This is a genomic window from Pseudomonas vlassakiae, from assembly GCF_014269035.2.
Taxonomy (GTDB): Bacteria; Pseudomonadota; Gammaproteobacteria; order Pseudomonadales; family Pseudomonadaceae; genus Aquipseudomonas; species Aquipseudomonas vlassakiae.
The window spans coordinates 57896-80659 of sequence record NZ_JABWRP020000009.1 but is presented as its reverse complement, the minus strand read 5'-3'; the positions used below and the strand labels follow the sequence as shown (position 1 = coordinate 80659).

The 22764-nt window shown below is 64.2% G+C and carries 20 protein-coding genes and 1 tRNA gene; 14 read left to right on the top strand and 7 right to left on the bottom strand.

The features are described 5' to 3' along the window. Nucleotides 1–67: 67 nt before the first annotated feature. The 5 genes from HU738_RS13500 to HU738_RS13480 all read left to right on the top strand — a co-directional run bounded on the left by HU738_RS13500 (nucleotide 68) and on the right by HU738_RS13480 (nucleotide 5635). Nucleotides 68–2233, top strand: a complete 2166-nt coding sequence (locus tag HU738_RS13500; RefSeq protein WP_186603507.1) for a TonB-dependent siderophore receptor — start codon at nucleotides 68–70, stop codon at nucleotides 2231–2233. A gap of 18 nt (nucleotides 2234–2251) precedes the next feature. Continuing rightward, nucleotides 2252–2848 (top strand): nicotinamide riboside transporter PnuC, encoded by a 597-nt coding sequence (gene pnuC / locus HU738_RS13495; RefSeq protein WP_186603508.1) that lies wholly within the window; start codon nucleotides 2252–2254, stop codon nucleotides 2846–2848. Continuing rightward, nucleotides 2845–3633, top strand: a complete 789-nt coding sequence (locus tag HU738_RS13490) for a GntR family transcriptional regulator (protein WP_176508595.1) — start codon at nucleotides 2845–2847, stop codon at nucleotides 3631–3633. Before pnuC ends, HU738_RS13490 begins: the two co-directional genes overlap by 4 nt. Continuing rightward, on the top strand, nucleotides 3630–4253 hold the full coding sequence (locus HU738_RS13485) for an HAD family hydrolase (protein WP_186603509.1): 624 nt from the start codon (nucleotides 3630–3632) through the stop codon (nucleotides 4251–4253). The genes HU738_RS13490 and HU738_RS13485 overlap by 4 nt, the downstream gene beginning before the upstream one ends. A gap of 134 nt (nucleotides 4254–4387) precedes the next feature. Beyond that, nucleotides 4388–5635, top strand: coding sequence for an MFS transporter (locus HU738_RS13480; RefSeq protein WP_225923458.1), 1248 nt, complete (start codon nucleotides 4388–4390; stop codon nucleotides 5633–5635). Between the two features lie 56 nt (nucleotides 5636–5691). Here HU738_RS13480 and HU738_RS13475 read toward each other — a convergent pair whose 3' ends face one another. The 7 genes from HU738_RS13475 to HU738_RS13445 all read right to left on the bottom strand — a co-directional run bounded on the left by HU738_RS13475 (nucleotide 5692) and on the right by HU738_RS13445 (nucleotide 10553). Then, the gene (locus HU738_RS13475) at nucleotides 5692–6078 is read right to left on the bottom strand and encodes a hypothetical protein (protein WP_186603511.1); all 387 of its coding nucleotides are present in this window, start codon (nucleotides 6076–6078) and stop codon (nucleotides 5692–5694) included. Continuing rightward, the gene (locus tag HU738_RS13470) at nucleotides 6078–6638 is read right to left on the bottom strand and encodes a hypothetical protein (RefSeq protein WP_186603512.1); all 561 of its coding nucleotides are present in this window, start codon (nucleotides 6636–6638) and stop codon (nucleotides 6078–6080) included. The genes HU738_RS13475 and HU738_RS13470 overlap by 1 nt, the downstream gene beginning before the upstream one ends. Before the next feature lie 260 nt (nucleotides 6639–6898). Next, nucleotides 6899–6974, bottom strand: a tRNA-Gly gene (locus HU738_RS13465). Between the two features lie 63 nt (nucleotides 6975–7037). Beyond that, a complete protein-coding gene (gene pgsA / locus HU738_RS13460) occupies nucleotides 7038–7598 on the bottom strand; it encodes a CDP-diacylglycerol--glycerol-3-phosphate 3-phosphatidyltransferase (protein WP_186603513.1) in 561 nt (186 codons plus the stop codon). 33 nt (nucleotides 7599–7631) lie between these two features. Then, nucleotides 7632–9455, bottom strand: a complete 1824-nt coding sequence (gene uvrC / locus HU738_RS13455; protein WP_186603514.1) for an excinuclease ABC subunit UvrC — start codon at nucleotides 9453–9455, stop codon at nucleotides 7632–7634. Between the two features lie 6 nt (nucleotides 9456–9461). Then, on the bottom strand, nucleotides 9462–10100 hold the full coding sequence (gacA, locus tag HU738_RS13450; protein ID WP_054884910.1) for a response regulator transcription factor GacA: 639 nt from the start codon (nucleotides 10098–10100) through the stop codon (nucleotides 9462–9464). 78 nt (nucleotides 10101–10178) lie between these two features. Next, nucleotides 10179–10553, bottom strand: a complete 375-nt coding sequence (locus HU738_RS13445; protein WP_176508605.1) for a helix-turn-helix domain-containing protein — start codon at nucleotides 10551–10553, stop codon at nucleotides 10179–10181. 525 nt (nucleotides 10554–11078) lie between these two features. Here HU738_RS13445 and HU738_RS13440 point away from each other — a divergent pair. From HU738_RS13440 to HU738_RS13400, 9 genes are all read left to right on the top strand, one after another. Further along, complete coding sequence (locus tag HU738_RS13440) at nucleotides 11079–12386, top strand: nucleotide sugar dehydrogenase (protein ID WP_054884908.1); 1308 nt, start codon at nucleotides 11079–11081, stop codon at nucleotides 12384–12386. Nucleotides 12387–12477: 91 nt separating this feature from the next. Then, the gene (locus tag HU738_RS13435; protein WP_186603515.1) at nucleotides 12478–14007 is read left to right on the top strand and encodes a glycosyltransferase; all 1530 of its coding nucleotides are present in this window, start codon (nucleotides 12478–12480) and stop codon (nucleotides 14005–14007) included. Between the two features lie 16 nt (nucleotides 14008–14023). Further along, nucleotides 14024–15187, top strand: a complete 1164-nt coding sequence (locus HU738_RS13430) for a PilZ domain-containing protein (RefSeq protein WP_186603516.1) — start codon at nucleotides 14024–14026, stop codon at nucleotides 15185–15187. A 33-nt stretch (nucleotides 15188–15220) separates the two neighbouring features. Beyond that, nucleotides 15221–16660: a tetratricopeptide repeat protein gene (locus HU738_RS13425; protein ID WP_225923455.1), complete on the top strand. Its 1440-nt coding sequence runs from the start codon at nucleotides 15221–15223 to the stop codon at nucleotides 16658–16660. Beyond that, nucleotides 16657–18111, top strand: a complete 1455-nt coding sequence (locus tag HU738_RS13420; protein ID WP_186603518.1) for an alginate export family protein — start codon at nucleotides 16657–16659, stop codon at nucleotides 18109–18111. Before HU738_RS13425 ends, HU738_RS13420 begins: the two co-directional genes overlap by 4 nt. 14 nt (nucleotides 18112–18125) lie before the next feature. After that, a complete protein-coding gene (locus HU738_RS13415) occupies nucleotides 18126–19553 on the top strand; it encodes an MBOAT family O-acyltransferase (protein ID WP_186603519.1) in 1428 nt (475 codons plus the stop codon). Nucleotides 19554–19562: 9 nt separating this feature from the next. Continuing rightward, nucleotides 19563–20657: an alginate O-acetyltransferase gene (locus HU738_RS13410; RefSeq protein ID WP_186603520.1), complete on the top strand. Its 1095-nt coding sequence runs from the start codon at nucleotides 19563–19565 to the stop codon at nucleotides 20655–20657. Between the two features lie 18 nt (nucleotides 20658–20675). Then, on the top strand, nucleotides 20676–21305 hold the full coding sequence (locus tag HU738_RS13405) for an alginate O-acetyltransferase AlgF (RefSeq protein ID WP_186603521.1): 630 nt from the start codon (nucleotides 20676–20678) through the stop codon (nucleotides 21303–21305). 27 nt (nucleotides 21306–21332) lie between these two features. Then, a complete protein-coding gene (locus HU738_RS13400; RefSeq protein WP_186603522.1) occupies nucleotides 21333–22745 on the top strand; it encodes an alginate O-acetyltransferase AlgX-related protein in 1413 nt (470 codons plus the stop codon). Nucleotides 22746–22764 lie beyond the last annotated feature (19 nt).

The following is a 22764-nucleotide window of genomic DNA, read 5'->3' as shown; positions in this document are numbered from 1 at the left end:
GCGACATCGCGAGCACCCGTCTACCCGTTTTCCGCTAGCACGCCGCTGGTCACCCAGGAGTTTGTCCATGGCTTCATCCCTGTCCCTGCAACACCGCCACGGCCTCTTCTCAGGGCTGCTGAGCCTGTCGATCAGCCCTGCCCTGGCATGGGCGGACAGCACCCTGCTGGAGGCCGTCACGGTCACGGCCGAGCAACCCGACAGCTACCACGCCAGCACTGCCGCAGTGAGCGGCTTCGGCGAGGCCCCCCTGCTCGATACCCCGGCCTCGGTCGCGGTGTTCACCGAACAACTGCTCAAGGATCGCCAGGCCCGGCTGCTGAGCGAAGTACTCAGCAACGATGCCTCGACCGGCGAAAGCTATGCACCCATCGGCTACTACGAGAACTTCGTGGTCCGAGGGTTTTCCCTGAGCGCCGCCAACAGCTACAAGATCAACGGCAGCACCATCACCGGCGAACAGAACGTCGCGCTGGAAAACAAACAGCAGGTCGAGCTGCTCAAAGGCCTGTCTGGCTTGCAGAGCGGTGTTTCCGAGCCGGGCGGGCTGGTCAACTACGTCACCAAGCGCCCGCAGAATGTGCGTTCGGTCACCGTGGCGAGCAATGAGTCGGGCGAGCGTTACCTGGCCACCGACCTTGGCGGCTGGCTCGACAGCGAGCAGCGCCTGGGCGTACGCGCCAACTTCGCCCATGAAGACATCCGCACCTATGTGGACAACTCCGACGGCAAACGTGATTTCGCCTCCCTGGCCGTGGACTGGAGCCTCAGCGACGCCGCCCTGCTGCAACTGGATGCCGAATACCAGACCCGTGAACAACGCTCGGTGCCAGGCTACCAGCTGCTTGGCGGTAACGTGGTGCCCAGCGGCATCGACCCCAAGGACCGCCTGGCCGACCAGCACTGGTCGAAACCGGTGGGTATCGACTCGCTCAACCTTGGCAGCCGCTTCGAGTACCGCTTCGACGATGACTGGAGCGCCAACCTGAGCGCTTCGCGCAGCCGGGTGGTGATCGACGACTACAGTGCCTTCGCCTGGGGCTGCTATGGCGCCCCGAGCTGCGCCAGCTCCGCCGTGCCCAACTACTTCAGCCCCGAAGGCGACTACGACGTCTACGACTTCCGCAGCCCCGACGACACCCGCCGCAACGACGAGCTCCAGGCGACCCTGAGCGGGCGCTTCGACAGTGGCCCGTTGCAGCACGAGCTGACCCTTGGCAGCAGCGCCTTGCGCCGGCTCGTCGACCGCCGCGACGCGGTCAACGAATGGGTGGGCACCGCCAACATCTACCAGCCCGTACCCGACTTTGCGCCGAGCAGCGCACCACTGGGGCATACCTATCGACGCCTGGACAGCCGCCAGTACGGCCTGTTCCTCACCGACCGGCTGAGCTACGGCGAACACTGGCAGGCCATTCTCGGCGGCCGCCAGGTCCGCCTCGACGAGAAAACCTTCGACATCGACGGCAATACCACGCGCCATACCCAGCGCTCGGAGTTCCTGCCCAATGTGGCACTGATCTACAAACCCAGCCCGGACATTTCCCTGTACACCAGCTACAGCAAGGGCTTGTCCCTGGGCGGCGAAGCGGCTTGGTTCACCACCAATGCCTACGAGATCCTGCCACCCACGGTGTCACGCCAGCTGGAGCTCGGCGCCAAGCGTGACTGGCAGGGCCTGAGCTTCGGCGCCGCGCTGTTTCGCATCAGCAAGGCCTATCAGTACTCGCGCCCCAACGATGACGGCAGCTTCACCTACGTACAACAAGGCGACCAGGAAAACATCGGCCTTGAACTTTCCGCCAACGGGCGCCTGACCGAGCAGTTGCAGGTGGCTGCCAGTGCCGCGGCCATTCGCGCCCGGGTCGAGGACAGCGGCACCGACCGCTACGAAGGCCATCAGGCGATCAACGTGCCGAAGGTGCGCGCCAGCCTGCACGCCGACTACAGCATCGCCAGCGTCAAGGGCCTGGCCCTGCTCGGCGGCCTGCGCTACAGCGCCAGCAAGTATGCCAGCCAGGCCGGCAACGTGAAGGTCGATGGCTACACCGTGTTCGATGCCGGCGCGCGCTACACCCTCGACCTGGAGGGCTATGAAACGGTGTTTCGCCTGAGCGTGGACAACCTGTTCGACAAGCGCTACTGGCGCGATGTGGGCGAGTACATGGGTGACGGCTACCTGTTCCAGGGAGCGCCGCGCACCGCCCGCCTGTCTGCAACCGTGAATTTCTGAACGGCCCTGGAGGTGCCTATGTCACCGTTGGAAATCATCGCCGTGCTGTTCAACATCCTCGGCGTGTGGCTGACCACCCAGCGCATTCGCTGGTGCTGGCCGGTCAGCGTGGTGGCCGTGTTGCTCTATGCCTGGATCTTTTTCGAAGTGAAGCTGTATTGCGACATGCTGTTGCAGTGGGTCTTCGCCGTGCTGCAGGGCTACGGCTGGTGGCGCTGGAGCCAAGGCTACAGTGCCGCCGGCAAGGTCGAGGTGCAACGCTTGCCACGCCGCGAAGCCATCATCAGCCTGGTGGCCGGGCTTGCCGGTGCAGCGGTGCTGGGGGCCCTCATGCAGCGTTACACCGATGCTTCAGCGCCCTGGATCGACGCGCTGCTGAGTTCGCTGAGCCTGGTGGCGAGCTTCTGGGCGGCACGCAAGTATGTCGCCAGCTGGGGGCTGTGGGTCGTGCTCGACAGCGCCTACGTCGGGCTGTTCCTGTCCAGGGACCTGCAACTGACGGCCGCCCTGTACGCCGGTTTCGTGGTACTGGCCGGCTACGGCCTGCTGGCCTGGCGCAACGAGCTGCGGGCCCGGCAACGGCCACTGCCGGCGGGCGTCGAGGGGGTGCAATGAACCCGTTCCGTACCTCGTTCGTCAGCGAGTCGCAACCGCAAGCCACCTGGCGCGCCTCCCAGCCCCATTACCTGCGCATCCGCGATCAACTGGCCAGCGAGCTGGCCCAGTGCTGCCTGCCTGCCGACAGCAAACTGCCCGCTGAACGGGACATGGCCGAGCGCTTCGGCTGCACCCGCGTGACCCTGCGCCAGGCCCTGCAGCTGCTGGAAACCGACGGCGTCATCTACCGCCAGGACCGCCGCGGCTGGTACGTCAGCCCGCCACGCATCCGCTACGACCCGACCGGCATCATCGGCTTCATGGAATATGTCGCCACCCAGGGCCGCACGCCACGCACCGAGTGCCTGCACGCCGAACGCCGCCCGGCCGGGGCCTGGCTGGCCAAGCGCATGGGCCTGGAACACCCGGAGGAGCCGGTGTTCTACCTGCAGCGCCGGCGCTGGGTCGACCAGCGTCCGGTACTGCTGGAGTGCAACGTGCTGGTGGCTGACTGGTGCCCCAGGTTGCTCGACGCCGACCTCAACACCTCGCTGACCGCCCTGCTGCGCGAACGTTTCGGCCGCGTGCAGTCGCGCAGCGAACTGTGCATGCACCCCGAGACGATGAACGACTTTCAGGCCGACCTGCTGCAGGTCTCCCCAGGCTCGAGCAGTTTTTACCTGGAACGGCTGAGCTTCGGCGAACGCGGCCAGCCGGTCGAATTCGACCAGGAGTTCTGGCGCCCGGATGCGCTCGCGGTGGTGTTGCAGACCCGCTATCCCGGCCAGGGCGAGGCGCCATGAACGACCTGTCCGACGCCGCGCTGGAAGCACTGCTGCAGGCCGCCGACGGCCTGATCTTCGACTGCGATGGCACCCTGATCGACAGCCTGCCCGCCTATGCCGCTGCCTGGCGCGAGGCCTTCGCCGGGTCTGGCAACGTCATGGACGGCGCATGGCACGCTGCCCGCTGCGGCCTGTGCGAGGCGCAACTGATGGCACAATTCGAACACACCTATCAGGTCACGCTGGATCGCCCCAGGGTGGTGGCGACCATGCGCCAGCACTACCTGGCCAACCTGTCGCTACAGGTGCGGGAGATTACCCGGGTGACGGCAATCGCCAGGCGGTTCGCCGGGGTCAAGCCCTTGGCGGTGGCGTCCAGCGGCTCTCGGCAGATCGTCCTGAGTTCACTGGCCGCCCTGGGGTTGGCCGAACTGTTCGACACCCTCGTCACCTTCGACGATGTCGGCAAGGCCAAGCCCGATCCCGCCATCCACCTGCAGGCCGCCCGGGAACTGGGGCTGGCACCTGCGCAGTGCCTGGTGTTCGAGGACAGCGAACAAGGGTTGCAGGCCGCACGACGTGCGGGCATGCCGGTAGTGGACGTTACTTGCCACGGGCCACGATACTCAGGCGGCTGACCGGTGGGTTGATGCCATGGTGCGCGCCTGGGCCAGGAACCTGTCGGCTACACTGGCAGTCCTTAACCAGAGCGGTCAGCCCTGCGCATATTGGCCGCCGATCGCGCCCCCCTGGCTTTCACGAGATTGCAGTGTTGACCCCTTCAAAGCCCCTCGCCTCGCATCACCGTGCCCTGGACTGGCTGAATTTCTTCCTCGCCGACGTGCGCGACGGCCTGGGGCCCTACCTGGCCATCTACCTGCTTGCCGTGCACCAGTGGCAACCCGCGAGTATCGGCCTGGTGATGAGCGTGGCGGGTATCGTGGCGCTGCTGGCGCAAACCCCGGCCGGTGCATTGATCGACAGCACCAGGGCCAAGCGCGCAGTGGTGGTGATTGCCGCCGTGCTGGTGACCGGCAGTTGCCTGCTGCTGCCGTGGCTATCGTCGTTCGCCGGGGTAGCCTTGACCCAGACGATCGCGGCCCTTGCAGGCTCGGTGTTTGCGCCGGCGATTGCCGCCATATCGCTTGGCATCACGGGCCCAAGGGCATTTACCCGCCGGGTGGGCCGCAACGAAACGTTCAACCACGCCGGCAATGCCTGCTCGGCGCTGCTGGCCGGCGGCCTGGCGTACCTGTTCGGCCCGGTGGTGGTGTTCTACCTGATGGCCATCATGACCGTGGCCAGCATCGTGACCGTGGCCCGGGTACCCGCTGCGGCCATCGACCACCAGCTGGCGCGCGGCCTTGGCCATGGCCCGATGGCGGCTGACCACCCTGCCGGGCTGAAGCTGCTGCTGCACAACCGTACCCTGTTGATCTTCGCCGTGTGCTGCGCGCTGTTTCACCTTGCCAACGCGGCGATGCTGCCGCTGGTGAGCCAGAAGCTGTCACAGATCGACCTGCGCCTGGCCACCCCGCTCACCTCTGCCTGCATTGTCGCGGCGCAATTGGTAATGGTGCCGATGGCGCTGCTGGTCGGGGCCAAGGCCGAGCAATGGGGGCGCAAGCCGTTCCTGCTGGCCGGCTTTCTCATCCTGCCGATACGGGGTGCGCTTTACCTGGTTTCCGACAACCCGTTCTGGCTGGTAGGCGTGCAATTGCTCGACGGTATTGGCGCGGGCATCTTCGGCGCACTGTTACCCATCGTGGTCAAGGACCTGACCGAAGGTAGCGGGCGCTTCAATGTCAGCCTCGGCGCGCTGACGGCGACGTTCGGGCTGGGCGCGGCGCTGAGCCCTGGAATCGCCGGGCTGGTGCTGCAGGCCGCTGGCTACGACGCAGCGTTTCTTGCCTTGGCGGCCATTGCCGCAGTCGCCTTCGTGCTGGTGCTGGTGGCATTGCCTGAAACCCGACCAGGCAGTTCGCCGTCGCCCTCTGCCACGCCTGTCGAGTCGACCTGAACTGCTTGGGAAGTGTGATTATTGCAGGCAAGCACGCACGCCTCCCAAAAAAAGGACTAAGGCGCCAGACTCACGCCGTTACAACGCCCCTTCGTAGAGAAGTCGCTGATCAGCCGCGCCTTGTCCACCCTCATCAGGATCGTGCAGCCACCCGGATGGGTCACGTCATCCCAGTAGTTGGTATGGACCATCACGTTGCCCTGCATTTCAGCGGTGCTGCCGACGACCTCCTGGCGTACGTAAGTGGTGTCGCGGTACCAGCCCAGCTGCACCCCCGCTCCGCCAGGCAATGGCTCCATGCGCCCGGGCGGGCCGAAGAAGTCAATCGCCTGTTTGGCGTCACGCCCCTGCCATTGATGGCTGGCACGCAGCTCCGGCAGGGTCGGAATACACCCGGTGAGCGTAAGCAGCATCAGGCCGAGCAGCCCAGTACGGAGGGTCATCAAGGGCTTTTGCTCAGCATGTCGTCCAACTCTTGCACCGCCTGGCTGTTGGCTTGCACACCCACCAACTGGATGAACATGGCTTGGACGGTAGCAACCATCTGGGCAGGAGGCATCTTGCCGATCGGCAGCATCTGATTGCGTGCTCGATTTTCAGGGGCGCAAACAAAGGCGAAGGTACGCTTCAACCAGTAGTCTTTCGGTGCGACCCAGCTGCGGGCATTGGTTTTCACATCCTTCACTGCGCCGTCGAAGCGCCGTATCGCACGGGCGCTGTCAAGGCGTATCTGGCGCTGTTTACACTTGACCTGGACTTCATAGGCGACAAGGGTTGGATAAGCGGGGTCTTCGAACAGCTGCATGACCTGCGCCGACTGCACGCCACCTGCCTTTTGCATGATGCCGGCACTGTCGGCAACGTACACTTCGTTGTGCAGACGTTCCCCTTTGCCGTAGATGATCCAGTAGTCACCCGGCGCTTGATCGGCCATGGCCGTCGCACTACACGCCATGGCCAGGATGGCCAACCAGCGGCTTGAGGATAGAAGTCTGTCTTTCATGGAAGTCCTGTCCCGATTGCTGTAATCCGGCACGGACTATACGAAAGCTGCCTCGCCAAGGTCGATTAGCACGCGTGTACTAGTGGCCGAACGCCTGCAGCGTAGGGAAGGCCCTCCCGCCTTTGCTGGCCGAGGGTGTAGTCATTTCGGGACTGGAAAAGGCCGGATGGCCGTGGATCTGTGCGGATTCGACTGAAACGAAAAAAGGCCCCGAAGGGCCTTCTTTCTTGCCTTACCGAAAGCATTCGTTAAGGCCAATCTGGAGCGGGAAACGAGACTCGAACTCGCGACCCCGACCTTGGCAAGGTCGTGCTCTACCAACTGAGCTATTCCCGCGTCGTGATGGGTGCCATTCTAGCGATATCTGAAACGGCGTCAACCCCTTGATTCAAAAAAGTTTTATTTTTGCTCGGAGCCTTCGCGCAGGTGCGGCCAGGCAGCCAGCAGGTAGTGCACCATCGACCACAGGGTCAGCGCCGCCGCCACCAACAGCAGGCCGTAGCCCAACACGACCCAGAAGTTTACCACCGGCGGGTTGGCCAGCAGGATCACCAGCGCCAGCATCTGCGCCGCGGTCTTCCACTTGCCAAGGCTGGATACCGCCACATGCGCCCGCGCGCCCAGTTCGGCCATCCACTCGCGCAATGCCGAAACGACGATTTCACGGCCGATGATCACCGCTGCCGGCAGGGTCAGCCAGAAGTTGGCGTGCACCTGTACCAGCAACACCAGGGCCACGGCCACCATCAGCTTGTCGGCCACGGGGTCGAGGAAGGCGCCGAAGGGTGTGCTCTGCTGCAGCCGACGCGCCAGGTAGCCGTCCAGCCAGTCGGTGGCGGCGGCGATGGCGAACACCGTGCTGGCGGCCATGTAGCTCCAGTGATAGGGCACATAGAACAGCAGGATGAAGATCGGGATGAGCAGGACGCGTAGAACGGTGAGCAGGTTTGGAATATTCATCGGTACGACTGGCTGCGGGTTGAACCCGGCATTCTACTCGCTATGCAGGCTGGCATAAATCGACTCGGCGAGCTTTTTACTGATGCCGGGCGCTTTGGCGATCTCATCGATGCTGGCGCGGTTGAGCTCCTGCAGGCCGCCGAAGTGTTTCAGCAAGTCGCGGCGGCGCTTGGGCCCTACCCCGGCGACGTCTTCAAGGCTCGACGTGCGGCGAGCCTTGCCGCGCCGGGCGCGGTGGCCGGTGATGGCGAAACGGTGGGCTTCGTCGCGGATCTGCTGGATCAGGTGCAACGCCGGGTTGTCGCCCTTGAGGGTGAACTCATGGGTCACGTCGTTGAGGTACAGGGTCTCGAAGCCGGCCTTGCGGGTCACGCCCTTGGCCACGCCGAGCAGGGTCAGGTCGGTGAAGGCCAGCTCCTGCATCACTTCGCGCGCCATGTTCAGCTGGCCCTTGCCGCCGTCCACCAGCAGCACATCGGGCAACTTACCCTCGCCATCCTTGATCCGCCCGTAACGGCGGGTCAGGGCCTGGTGCATGGCGGCATAGTCATCGCCAGCGGTAACGCCTTCGATGTTGAAGCGACGGTAATCCGACTTGATCGGGCCCTCCGGGCCGAACACCACGCAGCTGGCGACCGTGGCTTCGCCGCTGGAGTGGCTGATGTCATAGCATTCCAGGCGTTGCGGTACCTCATCCAGGCCAAGCACTTCGGCCAGGGCCTCGAAGCGCGCGGCCATGTGCTGGCGGTTGGCCAGGCGAGCATTGAGTGCTTGTTCAGCGTTGGTCACCGCCAGTTGCTGCCAGCGTGCGCGGGTGCCGCGCACCCGGTGGCTGATGCTCAGCTCGCGACCGCGCAGGCTCTGCACGGCTTCGGTGATCGCCTCGAAGTCTTCGTGCACCACGTTGACGATCAGCTCGCCGGGCAGCTCGCGCTCGGCATTGCCCAGGTAGTACTGCGACAGGAACGCAGCCATGACTTCGGCTACCTCCTCCTCGATGCCCACCTGGGGGAAGAAGTTCTTGCTGCCCAACACCCGGCCACCGCGCACGCTGATCAGGTGCACACAGGCACCACCGGGGTTGACGAAGGCGGCCACCACATCGACATCGCCGGAGCCGCCCTCGATGTACTGCTGGTCCTGGACCCGGCGCAACAAGGCAATCTGGTCGCGCAGCTCGGCGGCCTTCTCGAAGTTGAGGGCCATTGCCGCCTTTTCCATGGCTTCGTTGAGTTCGTTGCCCAGCTGCTGGCTGCGGCCTTCGAGGAACATCACCGAGTGGCGCACATCCTCGGCATACTCCTCGGGCGTGACCAGCTGGGTGCACGGGCCCTTGCAGCGCTTGATCTGGTACTGCAGGCAGGGGCGGGTGCGGTTGGCGAAGTAGCTGTCTTCGCACTGGCGCACGGAAAAGGCCTTCTGCAGCAGGCTGAGGCTCTCGCGAATGGCGCCCGCACTGGGGTACGGCCCGAAATACCGCCCCTTGGCTTTCTTCGCCCCGCGGTGGATGCCCAGCCTCGGGAATTCACCCTCCGACAGGAACACGTACGGATAGGACTTATCGTCGCGCAACAGAATGTTGTACGGCGGGCGCCACTGCTTGATCAGGTTCTGCTCGAGCAGCAGCGCCTCGGTCTCGTTGGCGGTGATGGTGGTTTCGACCTGGGCGATGCGCGCCACCAGCGCAGCGGTTTTCGGCGCCAGGCCGGTCTTGCGGAAGTAGCTGGCCAGGCGTTTCTTGAGGTTCTTGGCCTTGCCCACATAGAGCAGCCGCGCCTCGGCGTCGAACATCCGGTATACGCCTGGGCGACCACTGCAGGTCGCCAGGAACGCGCTGGCATCAAAGACTTGTGACATGAAGGATTAGAGGCTTGCGTCAACCATACCGTGGCGAACGGCCAGCAAGGTCAGTTCGACATCGCTGGTGACCGAGAGTTTTTCGAAAATCCGATAGCGGTAAGTATTGACGGTCTTGGGCGACAGGCACAACTTGTCGGAGATGATCTGCACTTTCTGGCAGCCGACAATCATCAGGGCGATCTGGATTTCCCGTTCCGACAACGCGTCGAACGGCGACGCTTGCGGCTGGAACGACTTCAGTGCCAGCTGCTGGGCAATCTGCGGGCTGATGTAACGCTGGCCGGCAAAAGCCAGGCGAATGGCCTGGACCATTTCGTCCAGGCCGGCGCCCTTGGTCAGGTAACCGGCGGCGCCGGCCTGCATCAGGCGGGTGGGGAACGGGTCTTCTTCACACACGGTAACCGCCACCACCTTGATGTCGGGGTGGCTGCGCAGCAGCTTGCGGGTGGCCTCCAGGCCGCCGATCCCGGGCATCTTCACGTCCATCAGGACGACGTCAGGTTTCAGTTCCCGGGCGAGTTTCAGCGCCGACTCGCCCGAATCCGCCTCACCCACCACCTGCAGGCCGTCGATATCAGCCAGCATGCGAGTAATACCGGTTCGAACCAGATCGTGATCGTCGACCACTAGAACCCTAATCAAGCAGACACCTCGTCAACAGGGCGATTGGATCCCGCCACCTTAACAAAATTTTTCACGGCGGACCTAGCGTAAAACTTCCTACAGAAACGTCTGACGCTCATGACGCAGCTGTCGTGCCGGTTCCCCCCCACTGCCCTCACCCACCAGGCGCCCCAGCAGATGCCACAACGCCGCCTTGTCAGCCGCCGGCAACCGCCGGAACGCGCCCAGCAGACCGGTTTCATCTGCCGACAGGCTTTCCAGCGGCGCCGGAGTGCGCTCCCCGCTGAGCACATACAGCGCATCCACGCCCTTGGTCGCCAGCGCTGCCAGGTAATCCGCGCGAGGCGTGCGCTCGCCACTTTCGTATTTGCCCTGAGCGTTGGGTTCGACGCCGCCGATGTCACCAAATACCCGCTGGGTCATGCCCAGCCGTTCACGCTCTTCTCGCAGCCGTGGGCCGATTCCTTTCATATGACGTTCTCCTTGTTCCTGTGCCGTCATGGGCTACCTGCTCACAATCCTGAGAGCAGCTGCAGACTGTGCGGTCACTATGCCCATCGTCGACCTTCGTCGCAAGCCAGTATTGCGCCACCACCGCGCCCTGCGAGGCCTTGATTTACAGGGATTTTATCCGTCCCAGCGGTGCAGTTCAGGCTGACCACGCCGAGAGAGAAACCCGGAAAACGCCACGTCCTTGGCGTCACTTTACCGCCATTCAGGGGGTTATCATTTTTTTGACGCCCAACTAACAGCAACTTTAACTTATTGATTTATAAGAGTTTTTAAACTTTAACAGGAAAGAATTAAATTAATTTCAAACAACCCAATATCAGCGCTTGCAATAAAAATATAAACGCCCTTAGGCTGTAAAAAGACCACTAAGAAACAGCCTGCAACGCCACTTCGAGCGCGGCTTACTTCTGCGCGTCTGCCATTCGACAACTTCATGAACGATGTATCTCGGCCGGCTTTGCCGTGCCCCAGGGAGAGGGACGTATGAACATCAGTATCTTTGGACTTGGCTATGTAGGCGCAGTCTGTGCGGGGTGCCTGTCGGCCCGCGGCCATCACGTGCTGGGGGTGGACATTTCTCCGGCAAAAATCGAACTGATCAACCAGGGCAAATCGCCGATCGTCGAGCCAGGCCTGGAACAGCTGCTGCAAGACGGTGTCAGCACAGGCCGCCTGCGCGGCACCACCGACGTGCAGGCAGCGATCCTCGCCAGCGACCTGTCGCTGCTGTGCGTCGGCACCCCGAGCAAGAAGAACGGCGACCTGGACCTGGTGTACATGGAGGCGGTCTGCCGGGAAATCGGCACCGCCCTGCGCGACAAGGCCAACCGCCACACCGTGGTGGTCCGCAGCACCGTGCTGCCAGGCACGGTAAAGAACGTGGTGGTCCCGATCCTGGAGCAATACTCGGGTAAGAAAGCCGGCGTCGACTTCGGCGTGGCGGTCAACCCGGAATTCCTCCGCGAAAGCACGGCCATCCAGGACTACGACTTCCCGGCCATGACCGTGATCGGCGAACTGGACAGCCAGTCGGGTGACCTGCTCGAGTCGCTGTACAACGGCCTTGAGGCACCGGTGATCCGCAAGTCGATCGAAGTCGCCGAGATGATCAAGTACACCTGCAACGTATGGCACGCGACCAAGGTCACCTTCGCCAACGAGATCGGCAACATTGCCAAGGCTGCCGGCGTCGATGGCCGCGAGGTGATGGATGTGGTGTGCCAGGACCACAAGCTCAACCTGTCCCGCTACTACCTGCGCCCGGGCTTCGCTTTCGGCGGCTCGTGCCTGCCCAAGGACGTGCGCGCCCTCACCTACCGCGCTGCCAGCCTGGATGTGAAGGCGCCGCTGCTCGACTCGCTGATGGCCAGCAATGCCTCGCAGGTGCAAAACGCCTTCGACCTCATCGAGCGCCAGGACAAACGCAAGATCGCCCTGCTGGGCCTGGCCTTCAAGGCCGGCACCGACGACCTGCGCGAAAGCCCGCTGGTGGAACTGGCCGAGCGCCTGATCGGCAAGGGCTACCAGTTGCACATCTTCGACGAGAACGTCGAATACGCCCGCGTGCACGGGGCCAACAAGGACTACATCGAAGCGAAGATCCCCCATGTTTCGTCGCTGCTGCACAGCGACCTGCAGCAGGTGATCGATGACGCCGAGGTGATCGTCCTGGGGAACAACGACCCACGCTTCGCCAGCGCCCTGCAAAGCGGCCACGGCAAGCAGGTGATCGACCTGGTCGGCTTCATGCCCGGCCTGAGCGACAGCCACAGCCAAGGCATCTGCTGGTAACCGACCCGGCACCCACCGCGCACCACCCGCCATTGGCTCAGGCCTCGGCGGGGTGGCGCGCGGGCACCGCAAAAACAGGAGTCAAGCCGACATGGATCGACAGCAACCGCCCTTCGTGGCCCCCGGCTACCTGCGCGCAGGCGCCAGCTTCTTCGGCTGGGCGTGCCTCGCCGGGTTGATTGCGCTGGCGTCGGAGATGGTCGCGCCGCAGTACCTGGACCCGGACCACCACCTGTTCATCTTCATCATCGGCACGCTGGGCATGTGGCGCTACGGCAATGCCGTGGTCCATTACCTGCGCGGCATGTACTTCCTGCACTGGAAGTTTCCGCGCCTGCGCCGGCAGGTCGACCGCCTGGGCGATGCCGCGCTGCCCTCGCACATGTTCATGGTGGTGACCAGCTTCCGCATCCCGACCACCACCACCTTCAAGGTCTACCAGTCGGTGTTCCAGGAAGTGCAACGGCTGAACGTGCCCTGCACGGTGATCGCCTCGATCGTCGAGAAAGGCGACGAGACCTTCATCAAGCAGATCATGCGCAACGAGGTCAAGGACCGTGACGACATCAAGCTGGTGATCGTCCGCGCCCGGGGCACCGGCAAGCGTGACGGCCTGGCCCATGCGTTCCGCGCGCTGTCGCGGCAGATGCCGCTGAGTGACGCCGTGGTCGGCGTGGTCGACGGCGACACCATGATGCTGCCTGGCTGTGTCGAGCGAGCGGTCAAGCTGTTCGCCGTGCTGCCAGACGTGGGTGGCCTGACCACCAACGAATTCTGCGAAGTCGAGGGCAGCCGCTGGATGCGCCAGTGGCACTCGATGCGCTTCGTCCAGCGCCACATCAACATGTGTTCGATGGCGCTGTCGCACCGTGTGCTGACCCTGACCGGGCGGCTGTCGTTCTTCCGCGCCGAAGTGATGACCGACCCCGAGTTCATCCGCGACGTCGAGGCCGACTTCCTCGAACACTGGCGCCTGGGCCGCTTCCAGTTCCTTACCGGGGACGACAAGTCGAGCTGGCTGAGCCTGATGCGCGCTGGCTGGAACACCTTCTACGTGCCCGACAGCCATACCCTGACCGTCGAGCACCCGCCCAGCGACAGCTTCTGGATCGCCACCCGCCAGCTGATGTTCCGCTGGTACGGCAACTCGCTGCGGCAGAACTTCCGCGCCACTGCCCTGCTCGGCCGGGCCCGCCTGGGGCTGTTCACCCTGTACGTGCTGCTCGACCAGCGCGTGTCGATGTGGACCTGCCTGATGGGCCTGACCGCCTCGGTGGTGGCCGGCCTGGTGTTCGGTATCCAGTACCTGCTGGTGTACCTGTTCTGGGTGCTGATCTCGCGCAGCCTGGTGACCGTGCTGTTCGTCTTCGCCGGCCACCCGGTCAGCCCGATGTACCCCTTCGTTCTTTATTACAACCAGATCGTCGGTTCGCTGATGAAGGTCTACGCGATGTTCCACATGGACCAGCAAAGCTGGACGCGACAGAAGACCACCCTGGCCACTGGCAGCGTCGACTTCGACGCCAGCCTCAACCGCTGGTCCTCGAAGGCGATGCTGTGCTCGTCGATCGCGATCTTCTTCGGGGTCATCACCGTTCTCCTAGAACTCTCGCAACGTTAAGGAAAGGCGCCTGCACATGAGTACCACGAACATTCCCGCGGCCCCGGGCAAGACAGCGGCCAACATCGTCCACGAGGCGGTCGACGAGCGCCAGTACGTGCGCACCCGGATGAACGCACGGGTGCGCCTGGCCAGTGCCGGCCAGGCCCCGTTCGAAGTCGCCTTGCAGGATATTTCCCTGGGCGGGCTGGGCCTGATCCACGACGCGCCGCTGAACGTCGGCACGCTGTACGACGCCTCGATCCGCTTGCGCCTGAACCAGGTCGACCTGAACATCGACAGCAAGATCCGCATCGTCTCCCAGCGTGGCAGCGAAGTGGGCGCGCAGTTCGTCGAACTCGATGCACAGAAGCGCGACATCCTGCGCTACCTGATCAGCGCCTACATGTCCGGCGAAATCGCCGACATCAACGGCCTGTTCAATGTCATGCAGCGCGAGAACTACATCAAGGAACGCAAGCACAAGTACGCCAGCGCACGCACCCCGGGCGCCCGCCTCAAGGCCCTGACCGGCACCTTGCTGTACACCGCCGCTGGCGTCGCCGCGCTGGCCTTCGTCGGCTACAAGGGCTACCTGCTGTTCTTCCGCATCCCGGCGCTGCAGGCCCAGGTGGCGACCAACGCCCAGGTCATCAGCATGCCCGACAACGGCTATGTGAAGTACCTGCTGCCTGCCGGCGCCACCGAAGTGCAGGCCGGCCAGCCGCTGGCCAGCATCTCCACGCAGCTGGCCACCAGCTTCACCAGCCCGGCCGACATGAAGGCGGTCGCCGACCTGTCGCCGGGTGACCTGCAGACCCTGCTCGGCCGCGCCACCATCGAGACCGTGATCAACAGCCCGTGCGATTGCACGGTCTACTACCCGAACCAACGCCTGGACGGCTACGGCTATAAAGAGGCCGCGCTGATGCACCTGCTGCCCAAGGACCAGGGCCTGTTCGTACGCGCCAATGTGCCGTTCGACAAGCTCGCCGATGTCGACCGGGTGAAGTCGGTGGACATGCAGGTGTTCGGCCTCGACCAGCACTACAGCGGCAAGGTGGTCGACGCACGGGTCGATGAGGTCAACCGCAACCTGGCGCTGACCATCAAGCCTGACAGCCCGTTGCCGGCGGCGGCCTACCAGAAAGCGGTAGCGGTCGATCTGTTCATGGGCCTGCCGTTCGGCGCAGCGCGCTAAACGGCCGAGGACGATGACGCCATGACCGCCAATATGCCCCCCCGCCTTTTGCTGGCTGGCCTGGCGCTGGCCTGCGCCAGCTCGGCCAGCGCCGGGCAGAGCCTGGAGCAGATCCGCTACGCGCTGTACAAGGACCCGTCGGCCGAGGTCACTACCGACCTGCGCGAACTGGCTGCCCGTGGCGACCTGGCCAGTACCCTGCTGCTGGGTGATGTGCTGGCCGGGCGCGAAGATGCCAGCCGCGCGGAAGTGGTGGCGCTGTACCAGAAGGCCTTTGCCGACGGCCATGGCATGGTCCCGGCACTGGCTTCGCTGGCCCGCCTGATCGACCGCACCCCAAGCCTGCGCGAGGCGCTGCGGCCGTGGATGGCCCAGGCACTGACGCGCTACCCGGCCAACCTCGACCCGCGCAACACCAGCACCACGCTGGAAGTGTTCCTGACCTACCCGGAGCTGGTCGACACCGCCCAGGCGGCGCAGTTGCTGGCCCTGTACGAACAGGCCTGCCTGCTCAACTGCCTTCCTGCGCTGTACCACGCCGTGCTTGCCGAACGCCAGGGTGACCGTGCCGGCGCCGAGCGCTGGTATCGCCAGGCGGTGCGCGTGGACGTGCGTGCCCTGGACCGCTACTACGCGTTCCTCGGCGAACAGCAGGACCGCCTGTTCCCGCCCTTCGCCGACCAGCTCGAGCCAGAGCGCGAGCAGTTGCCGGTGGAGATCATCCACCGCGTCGCCGCGCTGCTCGACAGCATTACCAGCGTGCAGCGCGCCGAACAGGAAGCCGACCGCTATGAGAACCAGGCCAGCGCACCCGGCACCGAAAAGCTGCCACCGACGCCCGAGCAACAGGCCCGCGAAAAGGCCCAGGACGAGGCACTGAACCTGGCTACCGCCCGCGTCCAGCGCTGGCGCGATGTGGCCGTGGCCCACGGCTTCGTGCCGGCCATGGTGTCCAAGGCCAACTACATGATCTCCAACCCGACCGAGCACAACGCCGAGGAAACCCAGGCGCTGATCGACCAGGTGCGCGAGCGCGAACCCACCCGGGCCAAAGCCTTGCAGGCGCAGTTCTACATGGTCAACAACTGGCTGACCCTGGACCCGGACAAAGCCCGCGCCCTGATCGATGAACTGCGCGCCAACGGCTACCCCGGTGCCGGCCTGCTGCTGGGGGAGTACTACAGCAAGGGCGTCGAAGACCAGCCTGACCAGGAAAAGGCCTTGGCGCTGTTCCAGGCCGAAGCCGACAAGGGCAACACCGCCGCCTGGTACCGCATGGCCACCCTGCACGCCTATGGCCGTGCCCTGTGCCACGACCCGGTCAAGGCCTACACCTATGCCCGGGTCGCCTTCGACCTGGGTGAACGCAGCGCGCGCAGCCTGATCAGGCGCCTGGAAAAGACCCTGCCAAAGGATGATATCGAGCGTGCCCTGGCCGCTCGCAACGGGCTGTTCAAGGAGGCCACCCTGTGAAAGCGCATCACCCCCTGTTCGGCGCCCTGCTGGCCCTGGCGCCGCTGCCGGCGGCGTTCGCCGCAGAAGAAATCACCGGCCCCGAGGCCGACAGCAACGAACCGGTGCGCGTCACTGCACGGGATGGCAGCGAGCCGGTGATCACCTCGGAAGTGTTCAACAAGCTCACCGTGCAGACCGGCTACGGCCCTGAAGACTCCCAGGTCGGCAGCGAACGTGAGATGTTCTACAGCCTGCGTTACGAGCCATCGTTCGCCTGGTACTCGCCGGAAAAGCGCTGGGCCAAGTGGACGGTCTACGGCCGCCTGTGGTTGAACTACGACTCCAGCCAGTCGAGCAACCTGACCAACGAGGCATCCAACGCCAACGAACGCGAGCAGCCCGAAGGCTGGTACGCCGAACTGCGCGAGTTGTACGTCAAGCGCAACCTGATCGGCGACGACCCGCGCTTCTCTGCATCGTTCGGCCGCCAGCGCTTCTATGACGACTACGGCATCTGGTGGGACGACAGCCTCGAGTCGCTGCGTTTCAACTATCAGGACACCTTCAGCGAGGCGTTCTTCGCCGTCGGGCAGAAGTTCCATAACTACAACACCGACGTCAACCGCCTGGCCGACAGCGAGGAGCGCACCACCTACCTGATGGGCCAGTACGCCTACCGCTGGAGCCAGAACAACCAGGTCGGTGTGCGCCTGATGCACGAGAACGACCACAGCGGCCACGACGCCGGCGACCGTTACGACTTCAAGGGCATGCGCTACGGGCTGTTCTTCAAGGGCGACAACCTCGCCTACCCAGTGCTCAGCGACTACCACCTGGAACTGGCGGCGCTGGACGGCAAGATGGACAACACCGACGGCAACGGCGTCACCACCACCGGCCACAGCAGCAAGGGCTGGGCGGTCCTCGGCGAAGTCGGCAAGCGCTTTGACGATCTGGCCTGGACCCCGCGCGTGGCACTGCGAGGGGGCCTGACCGACAAGCCCAGCGACGAGAACGACGGCTTCCGCCTGAACGCCATCCAGTCCGACCGCATCACCCGCACCGGTTCCTACAGCACCCGCCTGACCAGCTCGTTCGTCGCCCTCGACCTGCGCAACCTGAGCTACTACGGCTTTGCCGTGGAGACCCGCCCTACCCCGCGCAGCGCACTGGACTTGCGGGTGACCCAGCTGGACCTGCGCGATGCCGACGGTACCCTGCCGATCCGCATGAACGGCGACCAGCGTTCGCAGCGCAATCGCGCCATCAACCAGGGCAGCAATGGCAACGGGCGCAATGTCGGGCAGATGATCGACCTCAACTACTACTGGAAGATGTTTCCGGTGGCTATCGACGGCAAGCACCTGGACGTCAACGCGCTGGTCAGTGCCAGTTACCTCAATGCCGGCAGTGCATTGCAAACCGGTGATGACTACCAGCTGAGCGTCGGCGTGGTGATCAGTTACTAAGGAAGGGCCGTGCCATGATCTTCGCCTCCAATGTGTTCCTGTTCCTGTATCTGCCGCTGTTCCTGGCCGTGTATTTCCTGGCCAGGGCGCAGTGGCGTTCGACGGTGATCGTGGCCGCCAGCTACATTTTCTACGCCTGGTGGCGGCCGGACTTCCTCCTGCTGTTCGTCGGCATCACCTATTGGAATTACTGGTTCGGCCTGCGCATCAAGGCACGCCTGGATGCCGGCGACAAGCGCCTGGCCCTGCGTCTTCTGTGGGTCGGCGTGGCCGGCAACCTGTCGACCCTGGGCTACTTCAAGTACGCCAACTTCGGCGCCGAGGTGCTGGCCTTGCTGCTGGCGCCGCTGGGCATCAACACCTGGACGCTGGAAAACATCTTCCTGCCGCTGGGCATTTCGTTCTACGTGTTCCACGCCCTGAGCTACATCGTCGACATCTACCGCAAGGACGCCACGCCAACGCGCAACTTCATCGACTTCGCCGCTTTCGTCGCGCTGTTCCCGCACTTGGTAGCCGGGCCGATCCTGCGCTACAGCCAGCTGGCGCCGCAGCTGCGCGAACGCACCCACTCGCTGGAGCTGTTCTCGCTGGGCGTGTGCCGCTTCATGCTCGGCTTCATCATGAAGGTGCTGATCGCCGACCGCCTGGCCCCGATCAACGTGCTGTTCGTCAGCGAAGGCACGCTGCAGTTCAGCGATGCCTGGTTCGGCCTGGTGATCTCCACCCTGCAGCTGTATTTCGACTTCGCCGGCTACAGCCACATGGCCCTGGGCCTGGCGCTGATGATGGGCTTCCGCTTCCCGGAGAACTTCAACCAGCCCTACGTGGCGCAGAGCATTACCGAGTTCTGGGCACGCTGGCACATGACCCTGGCGCATTTCCTGCGCGACTACGTGTACATGCCGCTGGTGCGCAAGCGCGTGGCCGGCGCCTTGCCGGCGCTGATCTGGACCATGCTGCTGTCGGGCCTGTGGCACGGCGCGAGTTTCGCCTTCATCTGCTGGGGGCTGTTCTTCGGCGTGGGCATGGTCATCGAACGCAAGTTCAACCTGGCGACCAAGGTCACCACGCCCTACCACCCAGGCCGCAACCTGCGCACCGGGGTGCTGATCCTGCTGAGCATGCCGCTGTTCTTCACCATGGACCTGCGCCACAGCATCGACATCTACAAGGCACTGTTCGGCTTCAACGGCTTCGGCTCGCTGGAACTGTACGTGCTCGGCGCCTCGAAAATGGCCATGGCCTTTGCCCTGGTGGCGCTGGCCTGGCTGGTGCTGGCCGGGATCAACAACGTGCGTTTCTACGCCGGCAACAAGGAAGGCTATTTCATGCGCCACGTCGGCGCGCTGCACAGTGTGCTGCTGTGGGGCGGCTTCCTGCTGGCGCTCAGCAGCCTGGCGGCCAACTCGTTCTCACCCTTCCTGTATTTCCAGTTCTAGGAGCCTGCCATGTACCCGGTGATGAATTCGGCCAGCAAGGCCAATGGCATTCTGTTCGCGGTGGTGCTGGCGGCGATGTTCATCTATTCGCTGCCGCCGGTGTTCAGCTTTGCCCGCACCTCGACCGACACCTGGAACCTGTTCGTCGATGGCAAGCTGCTGCGCAAGTTCGAGCAGGCCTACGACAAGCGCTTCTTCCTGCGTGAGCCGTCGGTGGAACTGTGGGCCGATGCCCAGTTCCACTTGTTCGGCGAAGGCACCAAGGGTGTGGTGCTGGGCAAGGATGGCTGGCTCTACACCAACCAGGAATACCGCGTGCCCAACGACCTTGACGCCAACGTCGCCAGCCAACTGGAGCAGATCGCCAAGGTCCGCACGCAACTGGCCGAGCACGGCAAGCAGCTGGTGATCCTGCCGCTGCCGATGAAGCTGGATGTGTACGCGGCGCATGCCAAGCATGCCTTCGACCCACGGGTGACCAGCCTCTACGACCACTTCGTCGGTGAGCTGCAAGACCGCCATCTGGACGTGGTACCGCTACGCGCCGCGTTTCTCGCCAACCTCGAAGGCCCGCCGCTGTTCCTCAAGTCCGACACCCACTGGAGCCCGGAAGGCGCGCGGCTGTCAGCCTACGAACTGGCACGCCAGCGCCCGCAACTGCTGGGCGACCAGGTGTACGTGTCGCGCAAGGCCGGTGAGAAGAGCATCAAGGGCGACCTGATGAACTACATCCAGTTCGACCATGCGCGCCTGGCGCCGCAGTTCGGCCCCAACCCGATCGCCTTGTACGAAACCCTCAAGGCCGAACAAGGCGCCGACGACCTGTTCGCCGAGGCAAACCAGAGCCTGCTGCTGGTCGGCACCAGCTACAGCAAGATCGACGACTGGAACTTTGTCGGCTTCCTCAAGGAGGCACTGAACCGCGACCTGTTGAGCATTGCCGTGGAAGCCCGCGGCCCGTTCGAGGCGATGAACCAGTTCCTTGCCAGTGACGAGCTGGCCAACACGCAGATCGACACCGTGGTCTGGGAATTCCCCCTGCGCACCTTGCTCGCCCACCGCCCCGGCTCGCTCAGCCGCAGCGCGGCGCCCCAGCATTTCTGACGATTCAAGGAGAGCCTGATGAAACTTGCCCCACTGTTCACCGCCATCGCCCTAGCCGCCGCCAGCCAGGCTGCCCTGGCCGCCGAAGGCAACGCCGACCTGTACGATGCCGTGGCCCCGGCCGACTCGGCGTTCGTCCGGGTGCTGAACCTGTCCGACCGCAACATCGACGTCACCCTCAGCGGCAAGGTCAATCCGCAACGGGTTGCCGCCGGCCAGCTCAGCGGCTACCGCTTCACCCCTGCCGGGCCGCACAAGATCGCCGTCGGCAGCCAGTCGATCGAACCGCAGCTGAAGGCCAATGCGGCCAGCACGGTGGTCTACGACGGCAAGCAGCTGAAACTGATCAGCGACAAGTACGTCAACGAGCCGAAGAAGGCGCAGATCGCGTTCTACAACCTGACCGCCAACCAGGCCGCGCTGAAGACCTCCGATGGCAAGCACGAAGTGGTCGAGGCACTCGGCAACGGCGAGACCGGCACGCGGATGGTCAACGAGGTCAAGATCGACTTCGCCGCCTACCAGCAGGACACCAAGGTCGCCAGCTTCGACGAGCAGTTCCTCAAGAAGGGCCGTTCGTACAGCTACGTGCTGCTACCCGGCAACCGCAGCATGACCATCGCCAACAGCATCGACCCGACCGAGTGATGAATGCCCTGCAAGGATGAATGGCACATGAAGACCCTTGTTCCTTTTGGCCTGAGCGCTGCCCTGGCCTTGCTCAGCCTGCCGGCCCTGGCCGCGCAGCCAGCCCCGGCTGCCCAGGTGGCCGGGCCAGGCTGCGAGAACCTGCAGTGCATGGTTTGCCCGGCCTTGAGCGACCCGCAACGCTATGCCGAGGGGCGCATGAAACTGATGCGCGAGATCGTCCCTGGCAAGGACCGCTGGCTGTTCCGCTCGGCCGTCGACCTGACCAATGACTTCGGCATCCCCGCGCCGATGCGCCCGGAGTTCGCCCGTTTGATGCAGGCCTTCGAACGTCAGGGCATCCACGTGGCCATGGCGATCCAGCCGACCCGCGGGCTGATGCACCGCGACAAGCTGTTCGCCGACCAGTTGCATGGCTTCGACTACGCCCGCGCCAGCAACAATCTTGGTAACTTCCTCGGCCAGTTGCGCCAGGGCGGCGCGGTGGTGGCGCCGATGATGCAGCTGGTGCAACAGCCGCCGAAGGGCGAGTACTTCTTCCGCCGCGACCACCACTGGACGCCCAGCGGCGCCGAGGCCACGGCCAGACTGATGGCCGAGGAAATCCGCCGCCAGCCGTTCTATGCCGGGCTGACCAAGAAGGCATACCGTACCGAGCCGGGCGTGATGGTGCCCAAGGACGGCACGATGAACCTGGCACTGAGCAGCATCTGCGGCAACAACTACGGTTTCCAGTATGTGCGCGGCTACCAGACCATCCCGGTGGCGGCTGGCGCCGACGCGCTGTTCGATGAAGCACCGGACCCGCAGGTCATCCTGGTCGGCGACAGTAACGCCGCGGCCCGTGAAGACGAGAGCAAGCAGTTCAACTTCGATGGCTACCTGAAGCAGTACCTGAACGTCGACATCCTCAACTACGCCCTGCCTGGGGTGGGCGAGGATGGCTCGCTGCTGGAGTACCTGTTGTCGAGCGACTACAAGCCCAAGGCACCGCCCAAGCTGATCGTCTGGGAGCTGCCGGCCAACTACCGGCTCGACTCGCCGCTGATGTACCGCCAGCTGGTTCCGGCAGTCCAGGGCGGTTGTTCGGCAGGCCGGGAAGTGCTCGGCGCAAAACTGCAGCGCCCGGCATTGAAAGTGGGTGAGCGCATCGAGCTGCTGAGCAATGCCGGCAGCGGGCGCCAGGCGCTGACGAAGGGCTTTCTCGACATTCGCCTGAGCGACAAGAACGTCAAGGACTTCTACATCATCGTCTATTACGACAATGGGGCGCGGGACAAGGTGTGGTTCCGCCGCGACGCGGTGGTGACCGGTGGCCAGTACTACCTGGAGCTGAGCAAGGCACCGGAGTTTGCCGGGGCCAACCTGCTGTCGGTGTTCATGGAGCCGACCAAGCCCGGGACCACGGCGACCGATGTGGAGACTCGCCTGTGCCTTTGACCTCCATTGATGGGGCTGC